We start from the raw sequence: 23,771 nt of genomic DNA on the forward strand, positions 1-23,771 counted from the left end.
GGCGCCGGGAGCGATGAGTTCCGCCCCCGGCGCGGGTCTACCTGGATGACTGGCGCACCCCACCACCCAAGGAGACGGCGATGAACAACGACCCCGCACTGAAGGCCCTGGACCGGCTCGTCGGCACGTGGAAGATCAGCGGCGGCCACGAGGGCGTGGTCACCTACCGCTGGCTGAACGAGTACTTCCTGCGGCAGGACGTCCAGTTCGACGACGCCAGCGGCTTCGAGATCATCGGCCGGGAGCGGCGGCTGATGGCCGAGCCGAGCGCGGACCTGAAGTCGCGCTACTACGGCGACGACGGCAGCACCCTCGACTACACCTACGAGCTGGTGGGCGACACCCTCACCATCTGGGGCGGCGACCGCGGCTCGCCCGCCTACTACACCGGCACCTTCAGCGCCGACGGCCGCCAGCTCACCGGCGCCTGGGTCTACCCCGGCGGTGGCGGCTACGAGTCCAACGCCGAACGCGTGGAGTGACGGTTGTCTCACCCTGCGGTGGCCGAAGGTGGCTCCCGGGGCAGGAGTCGCCTCCCGTGACCGCGGGGACGATCGGGGCCATGGCAACCACATTCCAGCGGGACAAGGTGCGACTGGTCTTCGGCGCGATGGACGCCGACGGCGACGGGCTGCTGCGCGAGAGCGACTTCGACGCGCTCGCGCGGCGCTGGGCGCAGACGCGGGTGGCCGGCGACGAGGAACGGCTGACCGCGATCATGCGCGGCTGGTGGCGGCTCCTCGCCGCCCGCTCGCGCGACCCGGAGTCGGTCGCCATGGAGGACGTCCTGACCGTCGTCGACCTGCTCGGCCAGCTTCCCGACGAGGTCATCGGCACCGCCGAGGCCATGTTCGACGCCGTGGACGAGGACCGCGACGGCCGGATCTGCCCGGCGGAGTACCAGCGGATGATCGAGGCCTGGAACGGCCGGCCCACCGACACCACCGCCGCCTTCGCCCGCCTCGACCTCGACGGCGACGGCACCCTGTCGCGCCGCGAGTTCGCCCGGCACTGGAGCGAGTTCTGGGCCGGCGACGACCCGGACGCCCCCGGCTCGCACGTCTTCGGGCCGCCGCGCCCGCAGGAGTGACCGGGAGCCCCCGGTTGCCTGGTAACGGTTGAGGAACGGCTGGTGACCGCACGGTGGGCGGCGGTGGAGCATGGAGGGGTGACAGGGTTTCCCGTCAGGCACCGGTCCACCCCCCGGCAGGGGGCGTACGTGGCCCGGGCGCTCCGCGAACTCCGCCATTGGTCCGCCGTGGCGGTCCGCGAGACCCCCGACGGGGTCGCCGTCGCAGTCCAGGGGACCAGCATCCTCCGGACCAGCGGCCTCAACGAGATGCGCCTCCGGCTGACCGCCCCGGTCATCCGGCGGCTCGAACCGCAACTGTGGGAGTCGGGCCAGGTGCACGCCTGCCCGGACCGCGCCTGGGTCGCCGTCCAGGTCGACACCGAACCGGGCATGGAGCTCCTGCTGGCCCTGACCAGCGTCGCCATCCAAGCCCACGCCCACCCCTGACCCGCCCGCCCATCCTCCCGGGCCTGCGCCCGACCCTCCCACCGAGCCTGCGCCCGCACTGGGCCCCGGTCCGCCGCCCGCCCGGGGCCTGCTCCCATGCCTGGCCCGCCACCGGGTCGGCGCCCGCTCGGAGGACCCCTTCCTCCTGCCCGTCCCCCGGCCAACGGGGGCACGGTGTGCGGGCCGTACCGGCGTGCGTGCCGTCGGGCGCACCCGGGGCTGCGGCCGGCCTGAGGGGGTGTCACCGGGGAGCCGTGGGCGCGGGTAGGGTCGGTGCGCAGTCGATCGCACGGGGGAGCCGATGGCACGTCACCACGTCGCGGCCGGGCTGGCCGGGGTGTTCCTGCTGGCGGGGTGCTCGGCCGGGTCGCCGGAGACGGGCGTGGTCATCCCCTCCGTCAACCCCGCGCCGCCCGGGGCCGCCGAGGTGACGCCCGGGCCGGAGCACGGCAGGCTGAAGACCGGGCCCAACCGGGGGACACTGCAGTCCGGCGGGGTCCAGCGCACCTACCTCCTGCAACGCCCCACGACCGCGCCCGGAATCGCAACCGCGCCCGCCGCCACGACCGCGCCCGAAACCGGAACCGGACCTGGAACCGCGTCCCCGCCCCCGACCCCGACCGCGCCCGCGACCCCGTCCTCAGCGACTGCCGCCGAGGGTGCTCGCGTCCCGTTGGTCATCGCCCTGCACGGGCGGGGCGGGGACGCGCGGGGCATGCGCAAGGGCACCCGGCTGGGCCGTTTCGCCCGCGACATGCTGGTGGCCTACCCCCAGGGCCTCGACCGGCACTGGGACGACGGCCCGGGCCTGGCGCGCGATGTGCGCTTCCTGCGCGACCTCATCGACCACCTGGTCCGCCGAGAGGGGGCCGACCCGGCGCGGGTCTACCTGGCAGGGTTCTCCAACGGTGGCGGGATGGCCCTGCGCTTCGCCGCCGACCACCCCGAGCTCGTCCGGGGCGTGGTGGCGGTCGCCGCCCAGCTCCCGCCGGACATCACCCCGCGCGGCCCGGTGCCCGTGCTGCTCATCCACGGCGACCGTGACCCGCACCGCCCGCTCACCGCGCTGCCCTCACCAGGGCCGGGCCGTACGGCCAGCATCGGGGTGACGGCCACCGCCGAGGCCTTCGCCAAACCCGCCGGGGCACGCGCCAATACCGGGCGCGACCTGCCCGACAGGGACCCGCACGACGGCACCACCCTGCGCCGCACCCGCTGGGAGGGCGGCCGGGCACCGGTGGAGCTCCTCCTGGTGCGCGGCGGCGGCCACGCCTGGCCGGGCTGGGCGGGCTCCCCGAGGCTGTCCGCCAACGGGGTCAGCAGCCGCGAGCTCGACGCCGGGCGCCGGGCGATCGCCTTCTTCCGCATGACCGGCTGACCCCGGCCTCGTCCCGCCTGACCCCCGGCCTCGTCCCGGCTCACCCCCGGCTCTGCCCCGGCCGGCGCTCCAGGCCCTGTCCCGGCCGGCTTCAGCTCTCGTCCAAGGTGACGGTGCCCGCCGCGCCGTCCACCGTGATGAGCTGCCCCGTCCTGATCTCCCGGGTGGCGTCCCGCACGCAGATGACCGCCGGGATGCCGTACTCCCGCGCCACCGTGGGCCCGTGCGCCACCGGCGAGCCGGTCTCGGTGACCAGCGCCGCCGCGGTGAGGAACAGCGGCGTCCACCCCGGGTCGGTCGTGGGCGCGACCAGGATCTCGCCTGGCTCGATCCGCGCCCCCGCCGGGTCACGGATGACCCGCGCCCGCCCGGTGGCCCGCCCGGCCGCGCCGGCCATCCCGGTGAGCACGCCGTCGACCGCCGGGAGCGGCTCGACGACGGTCTCCAGGTCGGTCCCGTCGGACAGCAGCGCACCCGGCACCGAGTGCCTGCGCAGCTCCCGGCGGTACTCCGCCCGCCGTTCGGCGATCACCGCCCGCAGGTCGGCCCCGTCGTGCACGATCCGGCCGAGCTCGGCCAGGTCGACGAACATGACGTCGTCCGCCCGTTCCAGCAGGCCACGCGCGGCGAGGTCGGCGCCGATCGCCAGCAGTTGCTCGCGGGCCGCCCGCAACATCGGCAACCAGGCGAACTTGCCGATCTCCCGCAGCCCGGTGAGCTTGCGCGAGCGGCGCATCAGGAACCCCGCGACCCGCCCCCGCACCGGCCCCGCCCGGCGGGTCAGCGTGGTGATCATGCGGTCGGCCTTCGCCGCCGCGCGGGCGAAGCGGCGGTCGGGGCCCTGCTCGGGATCGGTCACCCGCAGGTAGTTGGCGATGGCCGCGAACAACGGCGCGGGGTCCTCGGCCCATCTCGGCATCCCGACGTCGATCTCGGCCGCGGCCCGCATGCCGTACCTGGCCAGGAAGCCGGTCAGCCCGATCTCGGGCAGGTCCCCGGCCAGGAAGCGGGCCGACAGCTCCTCGGGCGGCGTCTCCAGGAACAGCTCCCGGTGGGCGCGCGCGGCGACCGACACCCGCCACAGCGCCAGGTCCATGTCCGTGGTCACGTTGTACGGCATGCCGCCCAGCACCTCGCCGAGTTCCTCGTCCGAGGCGATCCCGTCGAGCAGCGCGGCGGGGGCGAGCCCGACGAGCAGGCCGGTGGCCAGCGGCCACATCAGGCCCTGCAGGGTCATGCTGGTCAGCGGCCGGTGGGAGTCCTCGACGATCCAGCGCAGCCGCTCGGCGGAGCCGGTGAGCCCGGCCGGGGGCCTGACGCGGTTCCGGATGCGGTGCACCGCCCGGTAGGCCCGGGCGCGGGCGTCGTCCGGCCGGAGGAGGCAGCGCGCCACACCCACCAGCCCGGCCGGGCCCAGCCGTACCGTCATCCGGATCGCGGTGCCGAGCCGGAAGGGCAGCCCGGCCCTGGGCGCGAAGCGGGGATCGTCCAGCATGCGCTCGACCGCGCGCTGCACCCGCGGGCCGTACGTCTCCAGCGAGGCCCCCAGGCCCGCGCGCGTGACCCGGCTGCGCAGGAAGTCGGTGAGGTCCAGGTAGAGCCGCCCGCCGATGGGCACCAGGCGCGGCATCGGGTCGCGCCGGTCGACCTTCGCCCCCGCCGCCGCCAGCCACAGGCCCGCGCCCAGCTTGAGGATCGCCACCCCCATCGGCGTGGCCGGCCTGAGCATGCCCTGCAGGTGGCCGAACTCCAGGTAGAGCCGGGTGTCGCCGGTGCCGGGCGGCGCGGGGAAGAGCGTGGTGACCGGCCGTGACTGCAGCAGCCACAACGTGCCGTCCGCGTCGAAGGCCCACTCCACGTCCTGCGGCGTCCCGAAGCGGGCCTGCAGCCGCCACCCGGCCGCGCGCAGCCGTTCGAGCTGCCCGCCCGTCAGGCACCCCGCCGGTACGGCAGGCGCCCCCGCCCCCAGCACGTAGTGGTCGGGCACGACCGTGCCCTCGACGATCGCCGTCCCGAGGCCCGGCGCGGCGTCCACGACCGTCTCGGTGCGGCAGCCGGTGATCGGGTTGGCGGTGAACATCACCCCCGCCACCACGGGATCGACCATGCGCTGCACCACCACCGCCATCTCCGCGCCGGTGATCCCCGCGTTGGCCCGGTAGGCGCGCGCCCGCTCGCTGTCCAGCGACGCCCAGCACCGCTCTACCGCCGCCACCAGCGCCTGCTCGCCCTCGACGTCGAGGAAGGTCTCCTGCTGCCCGGCGAAGCTGGCCTCCGGCAGGTCCTCGGTGGTAGCGCTCGACCGCACCGCCACCCGCCCGCCGCCCAGCCGCCGGTAGGCGTCGAGCAGTTCGGGCTCGGGCACATCCCCGGCCCGCCAGGCCTCGACGGTCAGGCAGAAGCCGTCCGGCACCCGCTCGCCCGCCGCGATCAGCTCGCCGAGCCCGGCGGCCTTGCCGCCCACCAGCTCGATCATGGTGGCCCGGACCTCGGACAGCGGCAGAACGCGCATCACATCCCCTTCCCGGGAGGATGTAGCCATTGGTAACCCCGCGAGCCCGGCTCGAAACGCGCCGGGGTGGCGGGGCGGGGGAGAGGCGCTAGTGGACGGCGCGGATCTCGGTCACCGTGAACGCGTCGTCGATGTGCTCGTTCTGGACCAGGAAGCCCACCACGCCCGCCACCGCCTCGGTCGCCGAGGCGGCCCGCACGTTGGCGCTCAGCAGGTAGACCAGCGGCGTGGACGGCTGGGTGAGCACGTAGTTGCGGTCGTGCCGGTGCACGTCCTGCAGCGCCCGGATCGGGACCGAGCGCTCGGTGGTGAACCACGCCGCCACCTCCCACGCCGGCAGCGCCGGGTCGGGGGAGGCCGAGGCGTGGTAGCAGGCCACGCACCCGTTACCGGCGTGCTCGCCGTGCGGGCAGGTCCAGTGGGCGACGTCGGCCAGGCTGCGGTCGCGGCTGTTCACCACGATGGCCGACTCGACCACGCAGCGTCGCGCCGGACGGGGCGGGGGAGGGGAGTCGCTGATGGTGATCGGATCCCTTCGCGCCGACGTCTCGTCAGGTCAGAGCCTAGCCTGGCCCGGGGCGGCTTTCCGGCGTTGTACCCCTCCTGGGCCCTGTTGGGCGGGACGGCGCCGGTCCGGCCGGTCAGCGGTGCGAGACCACGTTCACCACGTGCCCGGCCGGGTCGCGCACGAAGAAGCGGCGCACGCCCCACGGCTCGTCGGTGAGCGGGTACACGATCTCCTCCCCGCGCGCCTGGGCCGCCGCGTGCACGGCGTCGACGTCCTCGACCTCGATGGAGAGCTCGGGCTGCAGGCCCTCGGGCCGTACCAGCGTGACCTGCGCGGTCGGGTTGGCCGGCGAGGCCACCGTCACCACCCAGCCCTGGTCCATGACCAGCTCGAAGCCCAGGAGTTCGGTGTAGAACCGGGCGGCGGCGGCCGGATCGCCGGCCGGCAGGTCGGGGACGACACGTCGGATGCTCATCACCCCATGATCGCCCCTCCGCCGGAGTCGTTTCGACCGGCCCCCCGCCTGGCCCATGCTCTGCGCGAGGAGGAAGAGGAGCGCCGCACCCCCTGACGCCCCCGACCGCTGACCCGATGGCCGGGCGGCGTTCACCGGGGGTTCACGGCGGCTGCCTACGGTCGGAGAAGTGAGGCGGCGGGGACGGACGAGCGGGAGCCTGGCGCTCCGGGGCATGGTGGCGGCGGCGCTGGGGGCGGCGCCGGTGGGGTGTGACGCGGCGACGGGCTCGATCCTCGACCGGGACGAGCTGGTCGTGGCGGTCAAGGCGGACCAGCCGGGACTGGGCCTGAAGACCGGGTCCGGCGGCTTCGAGGGCTTCGAGGTGGACGTCGCCCGCTACATCGCCGACTACCTCGGCAAGCGGGTCTCCTTCGTGGCGACGACCTCGGAAGGCCGGGAGGACAAGCTGCGCGACGGGAGCGCCGACCTGGTCATCGCGACCTACTCCATCAGCCCGCCGCGCAAGGAGCAGGTCACCTTCGCCGGGCCGTACTACGTGGCCAGGCAGGACATCCTCGTCCGGCGGGGCATCACGGCCATCAGGGACGTGCGCGACCTGGCCGGGCGGCGGCTGTGCCAGGCCTCGGGCTCGATCTCGACCGCGCGCATCGTCGAGGCGCGCGGGATCGCCGCGGTGCTGGTCCCGGCGAAGACCTACGGCGAGTGCGTGGAACTGCTGCGCCGGGGCGAGGTGGAGGCGGTCTCGACCGGCGACCTGATCCTGGCCGGTTACGCGGCCCGTGACCGGGACGCCTTCACCATCCTGAACGCCCCCTTCACCGAGGAGCGGTACGGCGTGGCCCTGCCGCTCGGCGACGTGGCCGGCTGCGAGGAGATCAACCGGGCGCTGACCGCGATGTACCAGAGCGGCGCGGTCAAGACGATGCTGCAGCGCCGGTTCGGCGCGAGCGGCCTCGATCTGACCAGGCTCGTGCCCCAGTTCGAGGGCTGCGAGTAAAGGCCCTCCCGCGGCGGCGGCCATGGTCGCGCAGGCCAATCCGGCACCCGCACACTTTGCGTCTACGGACAAACTCCCTGGCTCGCGCCCCTGCCACCATGTCCGGCATGGAAGTCGCAGGCAGGTTGACCGAGCTGGTCGAGGCGTTGGTACGGCCGGGCGGACCCGGCCTCGCGGTGGGCGTCTACGCCGGCGGGGATCTGCTCTGCCACGCCGCGGCCGGCCTGGCGAGCGTGGAGTTCGGGGTGCCGGTCGACGAGCGGACCCGGTTCGACATCGCGTCGATGAGCAAGCAGTTCACCGCGGCCGCGGCGCTGCTGCTGTGCCGCGACGGCCGGCTTTCGCTCGGCGACGACATCCGCGAGCACCTGCCGGAGCTGAGGCTGGACGTGCCGGTGACGGTGGACCAGTGCCTGCGCCACACCGGCGGGCTGCGCGAATGGCTGGCCCTGGCCGAGCTGACCGGCCGGCCGCTGACCCGGATCACCCAGGGCCAGGCCCTGGCGCTGGTGGCCGGGCTGCGCGAGGTCAACTTCGCGCCCGGCACCGCCTTCAGCTACTCCAACACCGGCTACATCCTGGTGACCTCGATCATCGAGCGGATCACCGGCCGGACGCTGCGCGAGTTTACCGACGAGCGGATCTTCGGCCCGCTCGGCATGACCGCCACGCACTTCCGCGACGACAGCACCGAGCCCCTGCCGCGCTTCGCCTACGGCTATCAAGTCTCGGCGGACGGGCGGGTACGGCGGGCGGAGACGGAGGAGTGCGCGGTCGGCGACGGCATGATCGCGACCTGCGTCGCCGACCTCGGGCCGTGGTTCGGGTTCCTGCACGACGGGCGGGTGCTCGGCACGGACGTGCGGGACGCCCTGCTGGTGCGGTCGGGCACCGGGGAGGACGGCTTGCCCCGGCCGTACGCGCTGGGCCTGTCGCACTCGACGATCGCCGGCCGGCCGGCGATCGGGCACGCCGGCGGCGCGCCCGGTTACCGCTCGCAACTGCTCGTGCTGCCCGAGGAGGGCCTCGGCGTCGCGGTGCTGACCAACAACACCTCGATCGACCCCGGCCGGGCCGGCGCGCGGGCGCTGCGGCTGGCCGCCGGGCTGCCCCTGGAAGACCCGCCCGTCGAGGAGCACGCCGACCCGGCGGAGGCCGAGGCGCTGAGCGGCTACTGGATCGAGCCCCTGAGCGGCGACAGCTTCCGTGCCGAGGCCGACGGCGGCCGGCTCACGCTGAGCGGCGAGGAGGTCGCGGGCACCTACGTCCGCGCCGCCGACGGCGCCTGGCACGGGCTGGACGAGGCGGCCGGGCTCTGGCTGGAGCCTCGGGACGGCGCCCTGGTGGCCGGGCGGACCGACTTCCCCGGCCGGGGGCGCGCCCACCTCCCTGGCGCGGCCCCGGCCGAGGGATCCACGCTGCCGCCGGCCGTCTACCTCAGCCACGAGACCGGGGTGCTGGCCACGATCACCGAACGCGGCACCGCCGAGGTCGGGCTCAGCCTGGCCGAGCCGATCGAGCCCGCGCCCGGCGGCGGCTTCACCGCGGGACTGCTGCACCTGCGCCCCGACGGCGACGACCTGCTGATCAGCGCGCCCGGCGCCTACCGGCTCCGCTTCACCCGGCAGCCCGACGGCACCCGCCCGCTCGGCCTCCCACCGGGCCTGACCCGCGACACGCCCGGATCCACCTGACCCACACCCCAGCCGAGTCCACCCCCGATACGAGGCGATGTCCCATGCCACCCAAGCTCCGCAAGCTGACCGCCGGCGCGCTGGCCGGCGCTCTGCTCCTGACCGGCTGCGCCACCAACGGAGGCGCCAAGAGCGGCTCAGGCGGCAGTGCCGCCTCGCTCACCCTGGTCACCCCCTCCCCGCCGACGGTGCTCGACATCGCCCACGGCTTCAACACCCCCTCGACGCTGGTGCAGTTCGCGATCCTGGACACGCCGGTCACCCTCGGCGAGGACGGCTCCATCAAGCCGTCGCTGGCCGAGTCGTTCACCGAGCCGAAGCCCGGCACCTACGTCTTCAAGCTGCGTCCCGGCGTGCGCTTCTCCGACGGCACCCCGGTCACCGCCGAGGACGTCGCCTACTCCCTGGAACGCCACCTCGACCCCGAGCTCGCCTCCCAGGCCGCCAGCACGGTCATCACCGTGAAGAAGGTCGAGGTCACCGCGCCCGACCAGGTGACCGTCGAGCTGAAGTCGCCTAACCCGACCTTCCTCGCCAACGCCGCGCTGATCTGGCAGATCGTGCCGAAGAAGCTGGCCGAGGCCAACCCGCAGACGCTGGGCACCCCCGAGGTCCCGACGCTGGGCACCGGCCCGTACAAGGTGACCGCGTTCACCGTCGACGGCGTCACCCTGGAGCGCAACGACCAGTACTGGGGTCCGAAGGCCACGCTCGACCGGGTCAAGGTCACCGCCATCGGCGAGCCGGAGGCCATGCGGCTGGCGGTCTCGTCCGGGTCGGTGGACGGCACCACGCTCATCCCGCCGCAGGAGGCGCGCAAGTGGGAGGGCATGAAGGGGGTCGACGTCCGCTTCTACCCGGGCAACGCCATCGCCTTCCTGTCCCTCAACGTCAAGGACAAGTACCTGCGCGACGTGCACGTCCGGCGGGCCATCGCGCACGCCGTCAACCGCACCGCGGTCCAGCAGCTCGCCGTCGGCGGCAAGGCCGCCCCCGCGCGCACCATCCTGCCGCAGCCGCAGCTCAAGGCCCTGTACGGCGAGCAGTACGAGCAGGTGGTCGCCGGCCTGCCGGACTACCCCTACGACCTGGCCGCCGCCAAGGCCGAGCTGGCCAAGTCGGCCTACCCCGACGGTTTCACCCTCACCGTCCCCTACGCCAGCGACGACAAGCGCGTGGACGCGCTGCAGGCCGTCGCCGCCGACCTCGGCAAGATCGGCATCAAGGTGGATCTCAAGCCGCTGCCGCCGGACGCCGCGCGGGCCCAGCGGATGCGCCACCAGGACCTCACGATGGGCCTGTCCGAGCTGTCCTACGGCACGCCCGACCCGGGCGAGGTGCTGCCCGACCTGCTCGGCGAGGTCGCGGCCCAGCCGCAGGGCTTCAACTTCGCGCAGTACACCACGCCCGAGATGGAAGCCAAGATCAACACGATGCTGGGGCTGACCGGCAAGGCGCGGCAGGACGCGGTGACGGAGATCATCACCCTGGCCGCCGAAGAGCAGCCCTATATTCCGCTTTACTACGCGCAGTATGGTGTTGCACTAAATGAGAAGTTTGTCCACTCCATTGGTCCGTGGACGGTCAACGCCATCGGCGCCATCAAGGTGAGGTAGCGGATGGTCTTCGCGAGGGTGGCCACCCGGCGGCTGGGCGCGGTCGTCGTCCTGCTCCTGGTGTTGTCCGTGCTCACCTACGGCCTGCTCGCCCTCGCCCCGGGCGGGCCCGAGCAGGCCCTGCTCGGCGAACGGGCCTCCACCCCGGAGACCCGGGCCGCCATCCGCCTGCAGTACCACCTGGACGAGCCGTTCCCGGTGCGCTACTGGTACTGGCTGAGCGGCGCGCTGGGCGGCGACTTCGGTAACTCCGTCTACTTCCGCCAGCCGGTGCTGTCGGTGATCGGCGAGCGGTTGCCGGTCACCACCACGCTGGCCGGGTTCGCCATCGTGCTGACCCTGGCGGTCGGCATCCCCGCCGGGCTGGCCGCCGGACTGCGCCGCGGCAGCGCGATCGACCGAGGTGTCACCTTCGGCACGCTGGTGTCGCTGGCCTTCCCGCCCTTCGGCATCGCCCTGATCCTGCTCTACACCTTCGGCGTCGCCCTGCGGTGGCTGCCGATCTACGGCTCCGACCAGGTCGCCAACTACGTCCTGCCGGCCATCGCGCTGGCGCTCGGGCAGGCGGCCGTGGTGGTCCGGCAGACCAGGGCCGCGGCGCTGGACGTGGGCGGCCAGGACTACGTGACCTTCGCCAGGGCGCGCGGCCTGTCCAGGCTGCGCGTCTGGGGCAGCTACTCGCTGCGCAACGCCGCCCTGCCGGTGATGACCGTCGCCGGGCTGCTGGCCGCGGCCAACCTGACCGGCGCGGTCTTCGTGGAGCAGGCCTTCAGCCTCCCCGGCCTGGGCAGCCTGCTCGTCCAGGCCGTCAACCAGAAGGACATCCCCTTGGTCCAGGCCCTCGTCCTGCTCGGCGGCGCCGTGGTGATCGCGGTGAACCTGCTGGTGGACCTGCTCTACATGGTGATCGACCCCCGGGTCCGGCACGGGGCGGCGGCATGAGGGCCGTCCTGCGGAAGGGCTGGGGGCCCAGCGTGGCGGTCCTGGCCCTGCTCGCGCTCATCACGCTGGCCGGGCCGTGGCTCGCGCCCTACGACCCGGGCGCGCACGACGTCGACCTCGGCGCGGTCGGGCCCTCCGCCCAGCACCTGCTCGGCACCGACAACCTCGGCCGCGACGTGCTGTCGCGGCTGCTGGCCGGCACCCGCACCGCGCTGATCGGCCCGGTGCTGATCGCCCTCGGCACCACGCTGCTCGGCACCACCCTCGGCCTGCTGGCCGGCTACCGGCGCGGCTGGCTGGACGCGGTCCTGATGCGGCTGACCGACCTGATGTTCGCCCTGCCGGGGCTGCTCATCCTCATCGTGGTCGTCGGCGTCGCGGGCGGCTCCTACGCCACGGCGGTGCTGGCGCTCATCGTGCTGGGCGCGCCGGCCGACATCCGGGTGATCCGCAGCCTGGCGCTCAGCCAGCGCGAGCTCGCCTACGTCGACGCCGCCCGCACGCTGGGCCTGAGCGGGCGGCGGATCATGTTCAGGCACCTGCTGCCCAACCTCGGGCCGACGGTGACCGCCAACCTCCTGCTCAGCTTCGTCTTCGCGCTCATCGCCCTGTCCGGGCTCTCCTTCCTGGGCATCGGCCTGCCCGCGGGCACCCCCGACTGGGGGCTGATGATCGCGGAGAACCGCACCATCCTCGACCTCAACCCGTGGGCCGCGGTGGCGCCCACCCTGCTGATCACCATCACCGCGGTCGCCGCCACGATCCTCGGTGACCGCGTCTTCGAGAGGCTCAGCGCATGACCGCCGACCTGCCCGCGGGCCTGCCCGCCGACCCGTCCGACGAGCTGCCTCCCGGCGTGCTGCTCAGCGTGCGCGGCCTCGGGGTCGGGCTGGGCGGGCGGCCGATCGTGGACGGCGTCGACCTGACCGTGGGCGCGGGGGAGACCGTGGGCCTGGTCGGGGAGTCGGGCAGCGGCAAGTCGCTCACCGCCCGCGCGGTCGCCGGCCTGCTCCCGCCCGGCCTCACCGCCACCGGCTCCATCCGGCTGGCCGCACCCGCCGGACGGCCTGGTCCGCCTGTTGAGCTGGCCGGAGCCCCCGAACGGGTGCTGCGCAAGATCCGCGGCCGCCGCATCGGCCTGCTCATGCAGGACCCCTTCGCCATGCTCAACCCCCTGCTCACCGCCGGGGCGCACCTGGCCGAGACGCTGCCCAGGCCCGCCCGCGGCGAGGTCACCCAGCGGCTGGCCGAGGTCGGCATCACCGACCCGGACGTGGCCCGCCGCTACCCCTTCCAGCTCTCCGGCGGCATGCGCCAGCGCGTCGCCATCGCCGCCGCCCTGGCCGGCGACCCCGAACTGCTCATCGCCGACGAGCCCACCACGGCCCTCGACGCCACCATCCAGCACGAGATCATGCAGCTCCTGGCCCGTATCCAGGCCGCGCGCGGCATGGCGGTGCTGCTGATCACCCACGACCTGCGCGTCGCCTTCGAGCTGTGCGACCGCGTCCAGGTCATGTACGCCGGGCGGGTGCTGGAGACCGGCTCCGCCAAGGCGCTGGCCACCGGGCCGAGCCACCCCTACACCCTGGGCCTGATCAACGCCCTGCCCGCGGTGGAACGCACCGCCGTACGCCTGGAAGGCATCCCGGGGTCGGTCCCCAGGGCCGCGGACGTGGCCGGGCAGTGCGCCTTCGCCGAGCGCTGCGCGCAGCGCCGCGACGACTGCCTCACCGCGCGCCCGCCGCTGCGTCCGGCCGGCGCGGGCCGGCTCACCGCCTGCCTGCACGAGGTCGTCCCCCGCCCGGTCGCCTCCGCCCCCGAGGGCCCGGCCGCCGCCGCGCGCGAACCCTCCGCCCAGCCGCTGCTGCTGGTCGAAGGGCTGCGCAAGCAGTACGGCACAGCAGTCGCCCTGGCCGGCGTCGACCTGCGGATCGAACCCGGCGAGCGGCTCGGCCTGGTGGGGGAGTCGGGCTCCGGCAAGACCACCCTGGCCCGCTGCCTGCTCGGCCTGACCGAGCCCAGCGGCGGCCGGATCACCTTCCAGCCGCCCGGCACCCCGCGCCACCGCGTCGTGCAGTGCGTCTTCCAGGACCCCTCCACCTCGCTCAACCCCGCGATGCCGGTCGGCGCCACCCTCGCCGAGGCCGCCGGCCGGGCCGCGCCGGGCGAGCGACGGTCGCCCGGCGAGCTGCTGGAGCTGGTCGGCCTGCCCGCCGCCTACGCCACGCTGCGCCCGCACCGGCTGAGCGGCGGCGAGAAGCAGCGCGTGGCCATCGCCCGCGCGCTGGCCGTCCGCCCCGAGCTGCTCATCTGCGACGAGCCGACCGCCTCGCTGGACGTCTCGGTGCAGGCCCACATCCTGGAACTGCTGCGCACGGTCAGCGCCGAGCTCGGCACGGCCCTGCTGTTCGTCACGCACGACCTGGCCGTGGTCCGCCAGATCACCGACCGCATCGTGGTGCTGCTGCACGGCCGGGTGGTCGAGAGCGGCCCCACCGCCGCGGTCCTCGACTCGCCGGACCACGACTACACCCGACGGCTGGTGGCCTCCGTGCCCCCGGCCCCGGCCCTCACCGGGAGAGACGCATGCACGAGCTGATCCTGACCGGCGGTCAGGTCCACGACGGCTTCGGCAACCCGCCGGTCACCGCCGACGTCGCCGTCTCCGGCGGCCGGGTCACCGCCGTCGGCACCGGCCTCGGACCGGCCCGGCGCACCCTCGACGCCGACGGCCTGGTGGTCGCCCCCGGCTTCCTCGACCCGCACAGCCACTCCGACGCCGTGCCGTTCCTGCCGGAGGCGCAGCCGTTCAAGCTGTACCAGGGGGTGACCACCGAGATCGTCGGCAACTGCGGCTTCACCATGGCCCCGACCGACCCGGCCACCGCCGGGCTCGCCCCGATCAGCATCGGCGCCCGGACCTTCGCCACCTTCGGCGACTACCTCGACGCCGCCGAGGCCGCCGGGCCGAGCAACCACCTGGCCGCCCTGGTCGGGCACAACACCCTGCGGCTGGCCGCGGCCGGCATGGCGCGCGAGCTGCCGCCGGGCGCGCTGGAACGCATGTGCGCGCTGGCCGAGGAGGCCTTCGAGGCCGGAGCCGTCGGCCTGTCCAGCGGGCTGGAGTACGTGCCCGGCGCCTACGCCGGACGCGCGGAACTCATCGCGCTGGCCCGGGTGGCCCGCCGGCACGGCGGCGTCTACGCCACGCACAGCCGCAGCGAGAGCGAGGGCCTGGCCGGCGCGCTGGACGAGGCGATCGACGTGGCCCGCGCCGCCGGGATCCGGCTCCAGGTCTCGCACTGCAAGGCCTCCGGCCGGGCCGTGCACGGCGGCTCCGCCCTGATCCTGGGCAAGCTGGCCGCGGCCCGGCGGCAGGGCGTGGACGTGCGCGGCGACCTCTACCCCTACCAGGCGTTCTGCACCGGGCTGGCGGCCATGCTGCCGCCCGAGGCGTGCGAGGGCGGCGTCGAGGCGATGCGCGCGCGGCTGGCCGAACCCGCCACCCGCGCCGCGCTGCGCGCCACCGCCGAGGACCCGGCCAACGGCACCTCGGTCGGCCTGTGGCGCGAGGTGCACCCCGAGGACGTGCAGATCCTGGAGCACACCGACCCGGCGGTGGCCGGGCTGCGGCTGGCCCAGGTCCTGGACGGGCGCGAGCCGTGGGACGCCCTGTGCGACCTGCTGATCGCCGACCCGCACGCGTACGCGGTCTGCCACACCATGCACGAGGACGACGTCCTGGCGATCATGGCCGATCCGCTCATCGCCATCGGCTCCGACAGCGGCGAGCCGTACGGGCCCAACCATCCGCGCACCTTCGGCACCTTCCCCCGCTTCCTCGGCCGCTACGTGCGCGAGCGGAAGGTGACCGGGCTGGCCGAGGCGATCCGCAAGGTCACCTCCGCCACCGCCACCCAGTTCGGCCTCACCGACCGCGGCTGGCTCGGCCCCGGCGCCACCGCCGACCTGGTCGCCTTCGACCCGAACACGATCGGCCACGCCGGCGGCTACGACAACCCGTCGGTGCGTCCCACCGGCGTGGTGCACGTCCTGCTGGAGGGCGAGCCCGTGCTCACCGGCGGCGAGTTCGGCGGGCTGCGGCGAGGCCGCGTCATCAGGCCGGGCCGGCGATGAACCCCGGCGGCATCACGCTGGGCGTGCTCCTGGACAGCCTGGGCGCCGACCTGCTGCGCCCCCTGGCCCTGCCGCGCGGGCGCGAGGTGGCGATCGGCGCGGCCCGCATCCACGACCCCGACGAGAGCGGGACCGGGCTGGCCGACGCGGTGCTGCTGGTCCCCGGCCGGCCCACCGCCGAACTCCTGGACTGGGCGGCCGGGCACCGGATCGCCGCGGTGGTGCTGCGCGCCGGCGCGGGCGACCCCGAGACGCTGGCCGCCGCCGCGGAGCGCGTGGGAGTCGGCGTGCTGCAGTGCCCGGCCGAAGCCGGCTGGGGCCGCCTCTACACCCTGATCAACACCCTGCACGCGATCACCGGACCGGCCACCGAACCGGACGGGCGCTACCCGGCCGACCTGTTCGCCCTGGCCAACGACCTGGCCGTGCGCGCGGGCGGCGCGGTGGCGATCGAGGACCTGTCGATGCGGGTCCTGGCCTACTCCACCATCCCCGGCCAGGAGGTGGACGACATGCGCCGCGACGGCATCCTCGGCCGCCGCGTGCCCGACCACCCCGCGCACGTCGAGGAGTACGCCCTGGTCATGCGCTCCGAGGTCGCGGTCTGGAGCTACGAGCCCCGTGAGTACCGGCCCCGCCTGGCCATCGCGGTACGCGACCGCGGCGAGGCCCTGGGCAGCATCTGGGTGCTCCTCGGCGACCAGCCGCTGGCCCCGGACGCCGCCGAGGTGCTCGTCGAGGGCGCCCGGCTGGCCGCCCCGCACCTGGCGCGGGCCAACCTGGCCGCCGACCACGACCGGCGGCTGCGCGCCGAACGCCTCACCCGCCTGCTGGGCGGCGTCGGCTCGGCCAAGGAACTGGCCGACTCGCTCGGCCTGGTCTCCGACGCCCCCGCGACCGTCATCGTGGTCGGCCGCGCCGGCGACCACCCGCCGGGCGTCTCCGCCGAGTCGGCCGCCGCCTACGTCGGCGACCTGCTCAGGACCGGCCTCGGCGCCTACCGGCTGCGCGCCGCCGCCGGGGCGCGCGACGCGCAGGCGGTCGTGGTGGTCGGCGCCACCGCCGACGCGCCCGTGCTGGAGCCGATCATCGCCACCGTGCTGGCCCGCGCCCGCGACCAGCTCGGCGGCGAGTGGCGGGCCGGGTTCAGCCGGCCCCAGGCCGACCTGTCCGACGTGCCCGCCGCCCTGGAACAGGCCCGCCAGGCCCTCGACGTGGTCTGCGGCCCGTTCGGCGGCGGCGCGATCGGCCGGCACGAACGCCTGGCCGCCTCGCTCTTCCTGCTCGACGCCTTCCGCGCCATGCGCTTCCGGCCCTCGCTGGAGGCCGAGCCGCTCTCGCTCGTCCTGGAACACGACGCCAGGCACGGCACCGACTACGTCCGGACGCTGCGCTGCTGGATCGCCGCCGGCTACGACATCCCGCGCGCGGCCGAGGCGCTCGTGCTGCACCCCAACACCTTGCGCCACCGGCTGCGCCGGCTGGCCGAGGTGCTCGACCTCGACGACCCCGACCTGCGCCTGGCGCTGGCCCTGCAGCTCCGGCTGCAGGAGATCAGCACAATGTCGGCCGACTAACTTGGGTCGCGCGGCCAACGGCCTGCGCGGCCCCCGCCGAAAGACTCTACGCATGATGGAGCGCAGCCCCCAGATCAGGTTGCTGGGGACGATTTCTGAGCTGAGACAGGCCGACGCGCTGCTGCGCACGGTCTGGGGCAGCGAGTCCGGCGACGCGCCGATGCCCCTGGACACGATGCGCGCGCTGGCGCACACCGGAGGCTACGTGGCCGGCGCGTTGAGCGGGGAGACGCTGGTGGGAGTCGCGGTCGGCTTCGTCACCGCCGGCGGGTCACTGCACTCCCACGTCGCCGGCGTGCTGCCGGGGCAGCAGGGCCGCGGCATCGGCCTGGCGCTCAAGCAGCACCAGCGGCAGTGGGCGGCCGAGACCGGCCTGGCGTGCATCTCGTGGACCTTCGACCCGCTGATCCGGCGCAACGCCTACTTCAACCTGCACCGGCTGGGCGCGCACGCCCAGGAGTACCTTCCCGACTTCTACGGGCCGATCAACGACGAGATCAACGGCGGCGACCTCACCGACCGGCTGTTCGTCACCTGGCCCGTCCCCGGCTGCGCCACCCCGCCACCGGCGACAGACCCCGGGCTCGAGCTCGCCGAGCCGGTGCTGGTCTCCGGTCCCGGCGAGCAGCCCGTACGGCACGCCGCCACCGGCCCGCTGCTGCGCTGCGCCGTACCGGAGGACGCCGAGGCGTTGCGCCGCCGCGACTTCGACGCCGCCCGGGCCTGGCGCCTGGCCCTGCGCGAGGCGCTCGGCGGCGCCCTGGCCGACGGCTACCGCATCACCGGCTTCGACCGCTCCGGCTGGTATCTCCTGTCCAGGAAGGACGGCTCCGCGTGAAGATCAAACAAGTCGCGCTGCACGAGGTGGCGCTCCCGCTGGTCTCGCCCTTCCGCACCTCGGTCGGCGTCCAGGAGCACCGCGTCGCCCTGCTGGTCGAGCTGCGCACCGACGACGGGGTGACCGGCTGGGGCGAGTGCGTGGCCGAGGAGGACCCGTCGTACGCCTCGGAGTACCTCTCCGGCGCCCGCGAGGTCATCCGCCGCTTCCTGCTGCCGGTCCTGACCGCCGACCCCAGGCTGAGCGCCGCCCGCGCCGCCGAGCTGATGAAGCCGGTGCGCGGCCACCGGATGGCCAAGGCCGCGGTCGAGATGGCCCTGCTCGACGCCGAGCTGCGCCGGGCCGGGATCTCGCTGGCCGAACACCTGGGCGCGGTGCGCGAGAGCGTGCCGGTCGGGGTGTCGGTGGGCATCATGGACAGCCTCGACGAGCTGATCACCGCCGTCGACGGCTACCTCGGCGCGGGCTACGCGCGGATCAAGCTCAAGATCGAGCCGGGCTGGGACCTCGAACCGGTCGCCGCCGTGCGCGAGACCTTCGGCTCCGCCGTGGCGCTGCAGGTGGACGCGAACACCGCCTACAGCCCCGTGGACCTGGCGCACCTGCGCAAGCTGGACGCCTTCGGCCTCACCCTGATCGAGCAGCCCTTCGCGCCCGACGACCTGGAGACGCACGCCCGGCTGGCGGCGCGGATCGACACGCCCGTCTGCCTGGACGAGTCGATCACCTCCGCCCGCGACGCGGTCACCGCGCTGCGGCAGGGCGCGTGCTCGATCGTCAACGTCAAGCCCGGCCGGGTGGGCGGTTACCTGGAGGCCCGGCGCATCCACGACCTGTGCCAGGCGGCCGGGGTGCCGGTGTGGTGCGGCGGCATGCTGGAGACCGGCCTCGGCCGGGCGGCCAACCTCGCGCTGGCGGCGCTGCCGGGGTTCACGCTGCCGGGCGACATCTCGGCGAGCGCGCGGTACTTCCACCGGGACATCACCGACCCGTTCGTCCTGGAGGGCGGGCGGCTGCGCGTGCCGTCCGGACCGGGGATCGGCATCGCGCCCGACGCGGCCGGCCTGGCCGCCGCCCTCGTCACCACCGACCTGGTACCCCTCGGCTGACCAGGCCGGTCAGGCCGAGCTGGCTGGCCTGACCGGTCAGGCTGACCTGGCCGAGCTGGCTGATGTGGCTGATCCGGCTGTTCGGCTGCTTCGGCCGAACTGGCAGACTGGCCGGATGCGCGCAGTACTGATCATCGGCACCGTCGGCGTCGGCAAGACGTCGGCGGCGGAGGCGGCCGGCGACCTGCTGGCCGCCCGGGGCGTCCCGCACGCGGTCGTCGACCTCGACGGGCTGTCCCGGTTCTGGCCGGCCCCCGCCGACGACCCGTTCAACTTCGAGCTGGTGATCACCAACCTGCGCGCCCTGGCCGCCACCTACCGGACGGCAGGGGCCCGGGTGCTCCTGCTGGCCGGCGTGGCGGAGACCGCCGACCACCGCCGCCGCTTCACCGAGGCGACCGGCGGCGAGCTCGTCGTCGCCCGCCTCCAGGCCGGGCCCGCCACCGTCCGCGAGCGCCTGACCAGGCGGCACGCCGACGACCCGGAAGGGCTCGCCTGGCACCTGAAGCGGGCCGGCGAGCTCGACCGGATCCTGCGCGAGGCGGCCGTCGAGGACTTCGTGGTGGACGCCACGGCCCCGGCCGACCGGGTGGCCGCCCGTGTGCTGGCCGAGTCAGGGTGCTGAGCGGCCGGGTTTGCGTTCGAGCGCGCTCGGTTTGCGTTCGAGCGCGCTCGAAGGCCTAGCGTTCCCGCCATGACGACAGCCAAGAACACCCAGACCTGGATCATCACCGGCGCCTCCCGCGGCTTCGGCCGCGCCCTCACGGAGGCGGCGCTCGCCGCGGGTGACCGTGTGCTGGCCGCCGTGCGCCGCCCTGAAAGCCTGGCCGGCCTGGTGGCCGAGCACCCCGACGCCCTCGTGGTCGCCGAGTTCGACGTCCGGGACGTCGCCGCCGCCCCGGACCTGGTGCGCACCGCGCTGGAGCGGTTCGGCCGGCTCGACGTGCTGGTCAACAACGCGGGCCGCGCCGTGGTCGGCGCGGTCGAGGAGGTCGGCGACGAGCAGGTGCGCGAGCTCATGGACCTGCACCTGTTCGGCCCCGCCGCCCTGGTGCGCGCCGCGCTGCCCGCCATGCGCGCCCAGGGCTCCGGCACCATCGTGCAGATGAGCAGCCAGGCCGGGCGGATGGCCTTTCCGGGCGTGTCCGCCTACGCGGCGTCGAAGTTCGCCCTGGAAGGCTGGTCCGAGGCCCTGGCCGGTGAGGTGGCGCCGTTCGGCGTCCGCGTGATGATCGTCGAGCCCAGCCGCTTCCGCACCGGGTTCAACGCCGCGGACGTGCTGGAGTTCACCGAGCCGTCCGAGACCTACCACGACCTGCTGGCCGCCGTCCGCGCCGACCTGGCCGGGGCCGACGGCCGCCAGGAGGGCGACCCGGCGCGGGCCGCCGAGATCATCGTGACCCTGGCGCACGCCGCCGAGGTGCCGCTCCGGCTGCCGCTGGGCCGCGAGGCGGTCGAGCGCATCTCGGCCTCCCACCGGCGTGGCCTGGCGGAGACCGAGCGCTGGGCCGAGCTCGCCGGCAGCGCCGACTTCGCCGGTGTCCCGGCCTCCGTGCGGCCCATCTAGGCTGGTGGCATGGCCACCGACGAGCTGATGTCCAGAGCGCTCGACACCCTCGGCGACGACGGCCGGCCCTCGGTCGAGGCGATCCACGGCCTGGCCGAGCCGGGCGAGCTGCCGGCCTCGACGACGATCGCCGAGGTCGCCGAGCTCCTCGGCCTGTCGGCCCACACGCTGCGCTACTACGAGCGGGCGGGCCTGGTCACGGTCGCCCGGGACGGCAACGGCCACCGGGTCTACGACGCCGACGCGGTGCGGCGGCTGATCTTCCTCACCCGGATGCGGCTGTCCGGCCTGCCGATGCGGGACCTGGCGCACTACATCGGGCTGGTCGACGCCGGCGAGCACACCGTGCCGGAGCGGCTGTCGCTGCTGCTGGCCCATCGCGAGACGATCCGGCGGCGGATCCGGGAGCTGACCCTGTCCCTCGCCGCGGTCGAGTACAAGATCACCACCTACGGCGGCACGGCCGGACCGGAAGCGGTCGAGCCCCGGTCCTGACCGCGAGCCGCCCGGCTCGTCACAGCGGCGCGATCTGGGCGGCGACGGCGGCCAGGTGCGCCAGCCACGCCTCCTCGCTCGGGTCGGGCACCACCACGATCACGTGGCCGATGCCCTGCCCGGCCAGCTCGCCGCAGCGCTGCACCGACTCGCCGACGCTCTGACCGGCGGGGATGCGCAGGTGCAGGGTCTTCTCGATCTCCTCGTACGGCCGGCCGGCCCGCTCGCAGTGCTCGCGCAGCACCCGCAGCTTGTGCGGCACGTCGGCCCCGTCGAGGAAGTTGCACGCGTCGGCGTACCGCGCGACCAGCCGCAACGTCCGCCGTTCGCCGCTGCCGCCGAGCAGGATCGGCGGCCGGGCCGGCGGCGAGAACAACGGCCGGTCCAGCCGGTAGTGGCGGCCCTCGAACGGGCGGTCGTCGCCCTCGCGCATCCGGTGGGCCAGCAGCAGCACCTCCTCCAGCCGCTCGAAGCGCTCGCCGAGCGGCGGGAAGGGCAGGCCCAGGGCACGCGCCTCCGGCTCGTACCAGCCGGCGCCGAGCCCGAGCACGGCCCGCCCGCCGGACAGCGCGTCCAGCGTGCCGGCCTGCTTCAGCAGCAGCCCGGGGTCGCGGTACACCGAGCAGGTGACCAGCGCGCCCAGGCTGATCCGCGAGGTGAGCGCGGCGGCGTAGGACAGCGTGCCGTACGCCTCCAGCATCGGGTCCTCGGGCGCGCCGAAGTTGGGGATCTGCAGCAGGTGGTCCATCACCCACAGGCTGCGCAGCCCCGCCTCCTCGGCGCCGCGCGCGACCGCGGCGAAGCGGGCGGGAAGGTCGCCGGGCCAGGGGAAACGGGGACAGGTGAGACCGAGATGCACGGCGAAGCTCCTGACGGAAGGGAAGGGGCCGGAAACGCGGGAACCCTCCCGCCGTCAGGCGGGAGGGTTCCCGGTCACGCGAAAACCCTCCCGCCGATGGGCGAGAGGGTTCCCCGTCATTATCGCACGACCGGCGACCCGCGATCTTCCTCCAGCACGTCCGCGGCGGTCATGATGATCCGCGGATCGGGTGTGCCGACCACCTCGTGGTCCTTGCCGTCGTAGTCGAAGCGGCTCAGCACGTGCCGGATGGCCTCCAGCCTGGCCCGCTTCTTGTCGTTGCTCTTGATCACCGTCCAGGGCGCGTGCGCGGTGTCGGTGTGCAGGAACATGTCCTCCTTGGCCGCGGTGTACTCGTCCCACTTCTGGTGCGAGGCCAGGTCCATCGGCGACAGCTTCCAGCGCCGCACCGGATCGACGGTGCGGATGATGAAGCGGGTGAGCTGCTCGCCGCGCGAGACGGAGAACCAGAACTTCACCAGATGGATGCCCTCCTCGACGAGCATCTGCTCGAAGACCGGCGCCTGGCGCAGGAACAGCAGGTACTCCTCGGCCGTGCAGAAGCCCATCACCCGCTCGACGCCGGTGCGGTTGTACCAGGAGCGGTCGAAGAAGACGATCTCCCCGGCGGCCGGCAGGTGCACCACGTACCGCTGGAAGTACCACTGGGTGCTCTCGCGCTCGCCCGGCTTGTCCAGCGCGACCACCGCGGCTCCCCTGGGGTTGAGGTGCTCGCGGAAGCGTTTGATCGTGCCGCCCTTGCCGGCGGCGTCGCGGCCCTCGAAGAGGATGACCAGCCGGGTCCCGGTGTCCTTGATCCAGTACTGCAGTTTCACCAGCTCGATCTGGAGCAGCCGCTTGGTGCGGTCGTACTCGGCGCGCTCCATCCGCCGCAGGTAGGGGTAGTGCTCCCGCCAGGTCTCCACCGGCCGGCCGTGCCGGTCCAGCAGGACGGGATCGTCATCGTCGTCGTCGGCCACGCGCAGGCCGGGAAAGTCGCTGAGGAGCTCGTCGAAGGCCACCAGGCCCGCGGACCCGTTGCCGTCGATCAGAACCTCGCCGTCGTCCTCATTGGTCACGCGCCTGCTCTACCCCGGTCGTCTCGCCCGACACACCAGATCGGTTTGCGGGGATCAGGTGTACACCCCCGCGTGGCGGGCACTCGGAGGGCGCTTCACCCCATTTGCCGCCAAGCTCCTAGGAGTCCAGACATGACCGTCACCGGCATCATCACCGCCATCGTCATCGGCGCGATCATCGGCGCCCTCGGCCGCCTGGTCGTCCCGGGCAAGCAGAGCATCCCGATCTGGCTGACCATCGTGGTGGGCATCGTCGCCGCCTTCATCGGCACCTTCATCGCCGGCGCCTTCGGCGTCGCCGAGACCAGCGGCATCGACTGGGTCGAACTGATCCTGCAGATCGCCGTCGCCGCCGTCGGCGTCATCCTGGTCGTCAGCCTGTACGGCAGGCGTGGCCTCCGCCGCTGAGGCACCCGTCGCCAGCGGCCGAGCAAGCAAGGCCGAGCACCCAAGACGATGCCCC

Annotated in this window: 23 protein-coding genes; 18 read left to right on the forward strand and 5 right to left on the reverse strand. The window is 74.3% G+C overall.

The window, feature by feature from the left end; all coding sequences use genetic code 11:
• Positions 1–80: 80 nt before the first annotated feature.
• From ACIBG7_RS38675 to ACIBG7_RS38690, 4 genes are all read left to right on the forward strand, one after another.
• Positions 81–482, forward strand: a complete 402-nt coding sequence (locus ACIBG7_RS38675) for a hypothetical protein (protein WP_357925517.1) — start codon at positions 81–83, stop codon at positions 480–482.
• Positions 483–562: 80 nt separating this feature from the next.
• Positions 563–1,090 carry an EF-hand domain-containing protein gene (locus tag ACIBG7_RS38680; RefSeq protein ID WP_357925519.1) on the forward strand — a complete coding sequence of 176 codons (528 nt, stop codon included), beginning with the start codon at positions 563–565 and terminating at the stop codon, positions 1,088–1,090.
• 78 nt (positions 1,091–1,168) lie between these two features.
• Positions 1,169–1,519, forward strand: coding sequence for a luciferase family protein (locus tag ACIBG7_RS38685; RefSeq protein WP_397339479.1), 351 nt, complete (start codon positions 1,169–1,171; stop codon positions 1,517–1,519).
• Between the two features lie 301 nt (positions 1,520–1,820).
• A complete protein-coding gene (locus tag ACIBG7_RS38690) occupies positions 1,821–2,897 on the forward strand; it encodes an alpha/beta hydrolase family esterase (protein ID WP_397339480.1) in 1,077 nt (358 codons plus the stop codon).
• A 91-nt stretch (positions 2,898–2,988) separates the two neighbouring features.
• On the opposite strand, the gene ACIBG7_RS38695 is transcribed toward ACIBG7_RS38690, so the two are convergent.
• The 3 genes from ACIBG7_RS38695 to ACIBG7_RS38705 all read right to left on the reverse strand — a co-directional run bounded on the left by ACIBG7_RS38695 (position 2,989) and on the right by ACIBG7_RS38705 (position 6,392).
• Positions 2,989–5,409 (reverse strand): PEP/pyruvate-binding domain-containing protein, encoded by a 2,421-nt coding sequence (locus ACIBG7_RS38695; protein WP_397339481.1) that lies wholly within the window; start codon positions 5,407–5,409, stop codon positions 2,989–2,991.
• A gap of 88 nt (positions 5,410–5,497) precedes the next feature.
• A complete protein-coding gene (locus ACIBG7_RS38700; protein WP_397339482.1) occupies positions 5,498–5,887 on the reverse strand; it encodes a hypothetical protein in 390 nt (129 codons plus the stop codon).
• Positions 5,888–6,050: 163 nt separating this feature from the next.
• Positions 6,051–6,392 carry a VOC family protein gene (locus tag ACIBG7_RS38705; protein WP_397339483.1) on the reverse strand — a complete coding sequence of 114 codons (342 nt, stop codon included), beginning with the start codon at positions 6,390–6,392 and terminating at the stop codon, positions 6,051–6,053.
• A 169-nt stretch (positions 6,393–6,561) separates the two neighbouring features.
• Between ACIBG7_RS38705 and ACIBG7_RS38710 the strand changes: the two genes are divergently transcribed.
• The 13 genes from ACIBG7_RS38710 to ACIBG7_RS38770 all read left to right on the forward strand — a co-directional run bounded on the left by ACIBG7_RS38710 (position 6,562) and on the right by ACIBG7_RS38770 (position 21,370).
• Positions 6,562–7,392: a glutamate ABC transporter substrate-binding protein gene (locus ACIBG7_RS38710; protein WP_397339484.1), complete on the forward strand. Its 831-nt coding sequence runs from the start codon at positions 6,562–6,564 to the stop codon at positions 7,390–7,392.
• 107 nt (positions 7,393–7,499) lie between these two features.
• Positions 7,500–9,086 (forward strand): serine hydrolase domain-containing protein, encoded by a 1,587-nt coding sequence (locus ACIBG7_RS38715; protein ID WP_357925536.1) that lies wholly within the window; start codon positions 7,500–7,502, stop codon positions 9,084–9,086.
• A gap of 44 nt (positions 9,087–9,130) precedes the next feature.
• Positions 9,131–10,702: an ABC transporter substrate-binding protein gene (locus tag ACIBG7_RS38720; protein ID WP_357925538.1), complete on the forward strand. Its 1,572-nt coding sequence runs from the start codon at positions 9,131–9,133 to the stop codon at positions 10,700–10,702.
• Between the two features lie 3 nt (positions 10,703–10,705).
• Positions 10,706–11,644 (forward strand): ABC transporter permease, encoded by a 939-nt coding sequence (locus ACIBG7_RS38725; RefSeq protein ID WP_357925540.1) that lies wholly within the window; start codon positions 10,706–10,708, stop codon positions 11,642–11,644.
• A complete protein-coding gene (locus tag ACIBG7_RS38730) occupies positions 11,641–12,444 on the forward strand; it encodes an ABC transporter permease (protein WP_357925542.1) in 804 nt (267 codons plus the stop codon). The genes ACIBG7_RS38725 and ACIBG7_RS38730 overlap by 4 nt, the downstream gene beginning before the upstream one ends.
• Complete coding sequence (locus tag ACIBG7_RS38735; protein WP_397339485.1) at positions 12,441–14,246, forward strand: oligopeptide/dipeptide ABC transporter ATP-binding protein; 1,806 nt, start codon at positions 12,441–12,443, stop codon at positions 14,244–14,246. Before ACIBG7_RS38730 ends, ACIBG7_RS38735 begins: the two co-directional genes overlap by 4 nt.
• Positions 14,234–15,784 (forward strand): amidohydrolase family protein, encoded by a 1,551-nt coding sequence (locus ACIBG7_RS38740; protein ID WP_397339486.1) that lies wholly within the window; start codon positions 14,234–14,236, stop codon positions 15,782–15,784. The genes ACIBG7_RS38735 and ACIBG7_RS38740 overlap by 13 nt, the downstream gene beginning before the upstream one ends.
• A complete protein-coding gene (locus tag ACIBG7_RS38745) occupies positions 15,781–17,361 on the forward strand; it encodes a helix-turn-helix domain-containing protein (protein WP_357925549.1) in 1,581 nt (526 codons plus the stop codon). Before ACIBG7_RS38740 ends, ACIBG7_RS38745 begins: the two co-directional genes overlap by 4 nt.
• Before the next feature lie 52 nt (positions 17,362–17,413).
• A complete protein-coding gene (locus tag ACIBG7_RS38750; protein ID WP_397339487.1) occupies positions 17,414–18,199 on the forward strand; it encodes a GNAT family N-acetyltransferase in 786 nt (261 codons plus the stop codon).
• Positions 18,196–19,308 (forward strand): o-succinylbenzoate synthase, encoded by a 1,113-nt coding sequence (gene menC / locus ACIBG7_RS38755; RefSeq protein WP_397339488.1) that lies wholly within the window; start codon positions 18,196–18,198, stop codon positions 19,306–19,308. Before ACIBG7_RS38750 ends, menC begins: the two co-directional genes overlap by 4 nt.
• A gap of 115 nt (positions 19,309–19,423) precedes the next feature.
• Positions 19,424–19,933: a hypothetical protein gene (locus tag ACIBG7_RS38760; protein WP_397339489.1), complete on the forward strand. Its 510-nt coding sequence runs from the start codon at positions 19,424–19,426 to the stop codon at positions 19,931–19,933.
• A 69-nt stretch (positions 19,934–20,002) separates the two neighbouring features.
• Entirely contained in the window at positions 20,003–20,875 is an 873-nt protein-coding gene (locus ACIBG7_RS38765; protein WP_357925559.1) for an SDR family NAD(P)-dependent oxidoreductase, read from the forward strand.
• A gap of 9 nt (positions 20,876–20,884) precedes the next feature.
• Complete coding sequence (locus ACIBG7_RS38770) at positions 20,885–21,370, forward strand: MerR family transcriptional regulator (RefSeq protein WP_357925562.1); 486 nt, start codon at positions 20,885–20,887, stop codon at positions 21,368–21,370.
• 19 nt (positions 21,371–21,389) lie between these two features.
• Here the strand turns inward: ACIBG7_RS38770 and ACIBG7_RS38775 are convergent, their stop codons facing one another.
• Together ACIBG7_RS38775 and ppk2 are read right to left on the reverse strand one after the other, a co-directional pair.
• The gene (locus ACIBG7_RS38775; protein WP_357925564.1) at positions 21,390–22,229 is read right to left on the reverse strand and encodes an LLM class F420-dependent oxidoreductase; all 840 of its coding nucleotides are present in this window, start codon (positions 22,227–22,229) and stop codon (positions 21,390–21,392) included.
• 119 nt (positions 22,230–22,348) lie between these two features.
• Complete coding sequence (gene ppk2, locus ACIBG7_RS38780) at positions 22,349–23,308, reverse strand: polyphosphate kinase 2 (protein WP_357925567.1); 960 nt, start codon at positions 23,306–23,308, stop codon at positions 22,349–22,351.
• Between the two features lie 132 nt (positions 23,309–23,440).
• Here ppk2 and ACIBG7_RS38785 point away from each other — a divergent pair, with 132 nt between their 5' ends.
• Entirely contained in the window at positions 23,441–23,716 is a 276-nt protein-coding gene (locus ACIBG7_RS38785; RefSeq protein WP_357925569.1) for a GlsB/YeaQ/YmgE family stress response membrane protein, read from the forward strand.
• Positions 23,717–23,771: the final 55 nt, after the last annotated feature.

It is taken from the genome of Nonomuraea sp. NPDC050328 (assembly GCF_044459405.1).
Taxonomy (GTDB): domain Bacteria; phylum Actinomycetota; class Actinomycetes; order Streptosporangiales; family Streptosporangiaceae; genus Nonomuraea.

Bases quoted from the DNA above. Each gene is read 5' to 3' on its own strand.
- ACIBG7_RS38705 (WP_397339483.1), bottom strand. From the start codon at position 6,392: ATGAGCATCCGACGTGTCGTCCCCGACCTGCCGGCCGGCGATCCGGCC.
- ACIBG7_RS38725 (WP_357925540.1), top strand. From the start codon at position 10,706: ATGGTCTTCGCGAGGGTGGCCACCCGGCGGCTGGGCGCGGTCGTCGTC.
- ACIBG7_RS38740 (WP_397339486.1), top strand. From the start codon at position 14,234: ATGCACGAGCTGATCCTGACCGGCGGTCAGGTCCACGACGGCTTCGGC.
- ACIBG7_RS38675 (WP_357925517.1), top strand. From the start codon at position 81: ATGAACAACGACCCCGCACTGAAGGCCCTGGACCGGCTCGTCGGCACG.
- ACIBG7_RS38680 (WP_357925519.1), top strand. From the start codon at position 563: ATGGCAACCACATTCCAGCGGGACAAGGTGCGACTGGTCTTCGGCGCG.
- ACIBG7_RS38785 (WP_357925569.1), top strand. From the start codon at position 23,441: ATGACCGTCACCGGCATCATCACCGCCATCGTCATCGGCGCGATCATC.
- ACIBG7_RS38730 (WP_357925542.1), top strand. From the start codon at position 11,641: ATGAGGGCCGTCCTGCGGAAGGGCTGGGGGCCCAGCGTGGCGGTCCTG.
- ACIBG7_RS38720 (WP_357925538.1), top strand. From the start codon at position 9,131: ATGCCACCCAAGCTCCGCAAGCTGACCGCCGGCGCGCTGGCCGGCGCT.
- ACIBG7_RS38750 (WP_397339487.1), top strand. From the start codon at position 17,414: ATGATGGAGCGCAGCCCCCAGATCAGGTTGCTGGGGACGATTTCTGAG.
- ACIBG7_RS38760 (WP_397339489.1), top strand. From the start codon at position 19,424: ATGCGCGCAGTACTGATCATCGGCACCGTCGGCGTCGGCAAGACGTCG.
- ACIBG7_RS38695 (WP_397339481.1), bottom strand. From the start codon at position 5,409: ATGCGCGTTCTGCCGCTGTCCGAGGTCCGGGCCACCATGATCGAGCTG.
- ACIBG7_RS38715 (WP_357925536.1), top strand. From the start codon at position 7,500: ATGGAAGTCGCAGGCAGGTTGACCGAGCTGGTCGAGGCGTTGGTACGG.
- ACIBG7_RS38745 (WP_357925549.1), top strand. From the start codon at position 15,781: ATGAACCCCGGCGGCATCACGCTGGGCGTGCTCCTGGACAGCCTGGGC.
- ACIBG7_RS38735 (WP_397339485.1), top strand. From the start codon at position 12,441: ATGACCGCCGACCTGCCCGCGGGCCTGCCCGCCGACCCGTCCGACGAG.
- ACIBG7_RS38770 (WP_357925562.1), top strand. From the start codon at position 20,885: ATGGCCACCGACGAGCTGATGTCCAGAGCGCTCGACACCCTCGGCGAC.
- ACIBG7_RS38690 (WP_397339480.1), top strand. From the start codon at position 1,821: ATGGCACGTCACCACGTCGCGGCCGGGCTGGCCGGGGTGTTCCTGCTG.
- ACIBG7_RS38765 (WP_357925559.1), top strand. From the start codon at position 20,003: ATGACGACAGCCAAGAACACCCAGACCTGGATCATCACCGGCGCCTCC.